The organism is Flavobacterium sp., from assembly GCF_046153165.1.
In the GTDB taxonomy this organism is placed as follows: Bacteria; Bacteroidota; Bacteroidia; order Flavobacteriales; family Flavobacteriaceae; genus Flavobacterium.
Window position 1 is genome coordinate 1 of the sequence record NZ_JBJXEN010000016.1, and the last position, 2,962, is coordinate 2,962.

A 2,962-nucleotide genomic window follows, 5' to 3' on the forward strand; every position below is an offset into this window, starting at 1 on the left:
CAGGCGAATTAGGAAAAGAATTTGCTATTGCCGCACAACGCATTGGTCAAACTATAATCGCTGTCGATAATTACGAAAATGCACCAGCAATGCAGGTCGCTCACGGATTTGAAGTCATCAATATGCTTGATGGCGCCGAATTAGACAGAATAGTTGCCAAACACCAACCCGACTTCATCGTTCCAGAAATAGAAGCCATTCGTACCGAACGTTTTTATGATTACGAAAAGCAAGGGATTACCGTAGTTCCATCTGCTAAAGCAGCAAATTTTACGATGAACAGAAAAGCTATTCGTGATTTAGCTGCCAAAGAATTAGCCTTAAAAACTGCCAATTATCGTTATGCAACTTCTGCCGAGGAGTTACAAAAAGGTGTTGAAGCCGTTGGAATGCCTTGCGTTGTAAAACCACTTATGTCTTCCTCAGGAAAAGGGCAATCAACCATAAAAACAAATGAGGATATAGAGAAAGCTTGGAACTATGCCGTAGAAGGTTCTCGTGGTGATGTCGTAGAGGTTATCGTAGAGGCTTTTGTAAAATTTAATTCTGAAATTACCTTACTAACAGTTGCTCAAAATAATAACCCAACTTTATTTTGTTCGCCAATTGGACACAGACAAGAACGTGGTGATTACCAAGAAAGTTGGCAACCCGCTAGAATTTCCAACAAAGATTTGCACGAAGCACAAGATATGGCGAGAAAAGTTACTGAAGCGTTAGGTGGTGCAGGTTTATTTGGTGTCGAATTTTTCTTGACTGATGATGGCGTTTACTTTTCTGAATTATCTCCTCGCCCACACGATACAGGAATGGTAACTTTGGCAGGAACACAAAATTTTAACGAATTCGAATTGCATTTACGAGCTATTCTAAGTTTACCAATTTTTGAAATTACTTTAGAAAAAGCAGGCGCTAGTGCTGTTATTTTAGCCTCTGAGAATTCAAATAATCCAACATATTCTGGCTTAGAAAATGTAGCTTGTTTGCCTAAAAGCGATTTTAGAATTTTTGGCAAACCAACTTCAAGACCCTACAGAAGAATGGGTGTAGTTTTAACAAACGACACTTTAGAAACTCCAGTTGAAAAAATTGTAGAACGAGCGAAAAAAATCGCTACTTTAGTAAAAGTAAATTCATAAATTATGAAAAATATATTTTTAGTGCTTGCAATATTGTTATTCTTGATTTCTTGTGGACCACATAGATTAAGTTGTGGTCCTGGAAAAAGATGTGTCGAGAGCTCTAAAAAAAATAATCTTGAAAAAATTAAAGAAAGCAAAAGCAAAGTAAACGTTTAAAATTATGAAAAAAATAGTCACACTATTATTACTTCTTACTACATTTCTAGTTAATGCCCAAGATAAAAAAACTACTCAAAAGACTCAAATAGTTGAAGTTTCTTGTGGTCAATGTCAATTCGGAATGAAATCTGGCGGTTGTGATTTAGCGGTTCGTATCGATGGGAAATCATATTTTGTAGATGGTACAAAAATAGACGAACATGGTGATGCTCACGCTAAAGATGGTTTTTGTTCCACCATCAGAAAAGCAGAAGTTGTTGGCGAAATAAAAAACAATCGTTTCGCGGTATCTTATTTCAAATTGCTCCCTGAAAAAGAGTAATGGCGTTAATCCTTAAAAACATTTCCAAACATATTTCTCTTACACCTCAAGAGGAACTTCTCTTTTTATCAAAAACCGAAACAAAAAAACACAAAGCAAAAACCATTTTACTAAGTTCAGGCGAGATTTCTAAAAGCACTTATTTTGTAAACTCTGGTATTCTAAGAAGTTTCAATATAAACGATAATATTATTGAGCATGTATTACATTTTGCTTGCGAAGATTGGTGGATTGGCGATATGTATAGCTATATTTCTCAAAAACCTGGGAATCTTTTTATCGAAGTGCTAGAAGATGCTGAAATAGTTGAAATCACTAAAGAAAATCAACAAAAATTATACCAAGAAATCCCAAAGTTAGAACGATTTTTTAGAATTCTTGCAGAAAATTCATTGGTTTCTCACCAAGAACGACTCATGGATAATTTGAGTTTAACTGCAGAAGAACGTTTTGAAAAATTTTGTAAAAAATATCCAACTTTAATTCAAAAAGTATCTCAAAAAAATATAGCTTCTTATATTGGTGTCACTCCCGAATTCTTCAGTAAAATGAAAGCTCGTTTATTAAAAAAATAATTTCTTAATCTAGGTTAAGTAATCTTCGTTGGTCTTCTGCGTAAATTTGTATCATAATAATTACTAAATTTATAGATGATGAAAAATACAGTTTTACACAAAGCAAATACTCGTGGACATGCAGATCATGGTTGGTTAAATGCTTATCACAGTTTTAGTTTTGCTAGTTGGTACAATCCAGAAAGAGTACAATTTGGAACCTTACGCGTTTTAAACGACGATACTGTTGCTGCTGGAATGGGTTTTGGCACACATCCCCACGATAATATTGAAATTATCACCATTCCGTTAGAAGGCAATTTGGCTCACAAAGACAGCATGGGAAATACCGAAGTTATCAAAACTGGTGATGTGCAAGTAATGAGCGCTGGAACTGGAATTCAGCATAGTGAATTTAATCCAAATCACGACCAACACACTAAATTATTTCAGATCTGGTTGTTTCCAAAAATTAGAAATGTAGAACCTCGTTACCAACAAATTACATTAGACACAACGAAACAAAAAAATAATTTTGCACAAATACTATCACCAAACGCGGATGATGAAGGCGTTTGGATTCATCAAGATGCTTGGTTTTATTTAGCGGATTTCGACAAAGATTTTTCTAAAACTTATGAATTGAAAAAAGAAGGACACGGAATGTATGTTTTTGTAATTTCGGGAACTATTACTGTTGATGGACAAGAATTAGAAACTCGTGATGGTTTAGGAATTACCGCTTTTGAAACTTTAGATATCAAAGCAACTTCAGACTCAAAGTT

5 protein-coding genes are annotated in these 2,962 nt (G+C 34.7%); all 5 read left to right on the forward strand.

The annotated features are described in order from the left end of the window. Nucleotides 1-1,139 (forward strand): formate-dependent phosphoribosylglycinamide formyltransferase (purT, locus tag ACKVOV_RS02530; RefSeq protein ID WP_409205205.1); only part of this gene is annotated, 1,139 nt, incomplete at its 5' end. Nucleotides 1,140-1,142: 3 nt separating this feature from the next. Further along, complete coding sequence (locus ACKVOV_RS02535) at nt 1,143-1,298, forward strand: hypothetical protein (RefSeq protein ID WP_409205206.1); 156 nt, start codon at nt 1,143-1,145, stop codon at nt 1,296-1,298. Nucleotides 1,299-1,302: 4 nt separating this feature from the next. Further along, nucleotides 1,303-1,623 (forward strand): DUF6370 family protein, encoded by a 321-nt coding sequence (locus tag ACKVOV_RS02540; RefSeq protein WP_409205207.1) that lies wholly within the window; start codon nt 1,303-1,305, stop codon nt 1,621-1,623. Further along, on the forward strand, nt 1,623-2,198 hold the full coding sequence (locus ACKVOV_RS02545; protein ID WP_409205208.1) for a Crp/Fnr family transcriptional regulator: 576 nt from the start codon (nt 1,623-1,625) through the stop codon (nt 2,196-2,198). Before ACKVOV_RS02540 ends, ACKVOV_RS02545 begins: the two co-directional genes overlap by 1 nt. Before the next feature lie 78 nt (nt 2,199-2,276). Further along, a partial coding sequence (locus ACKVOV_RS02550; RefSeq protein ID WP_409205209.1) for a pirin family protein occupies nt 2,277-2,962 on the forward strand: 686 nt, incomplete at its 3' end.

Excerpts from the sequence above, each read along its gene's own strand:
- ACKVOV_RS02545 (WP_409205208.1), top strand. The coding sequence starts at position 1,623 with ATGGCGTTAATCCTTAAAAACATTTCCAAACATATTTCTCTTACACCT.
- ACKVOV_RS02540 (WP_409205207.1), top strand. The coding sequence starts at position 1,303 with ATGAAAAAAATAGTCACACTATTATTACTTCTTACTACATTTCTAGTT.
- ACKVOV_RS02535 (WP_409205206.1), top strand. The coding sequence starts at position 1,143 with ATGAAAAATATATTTTTAGTGCTTGCAATATTGTTATTCTTGATTTCT.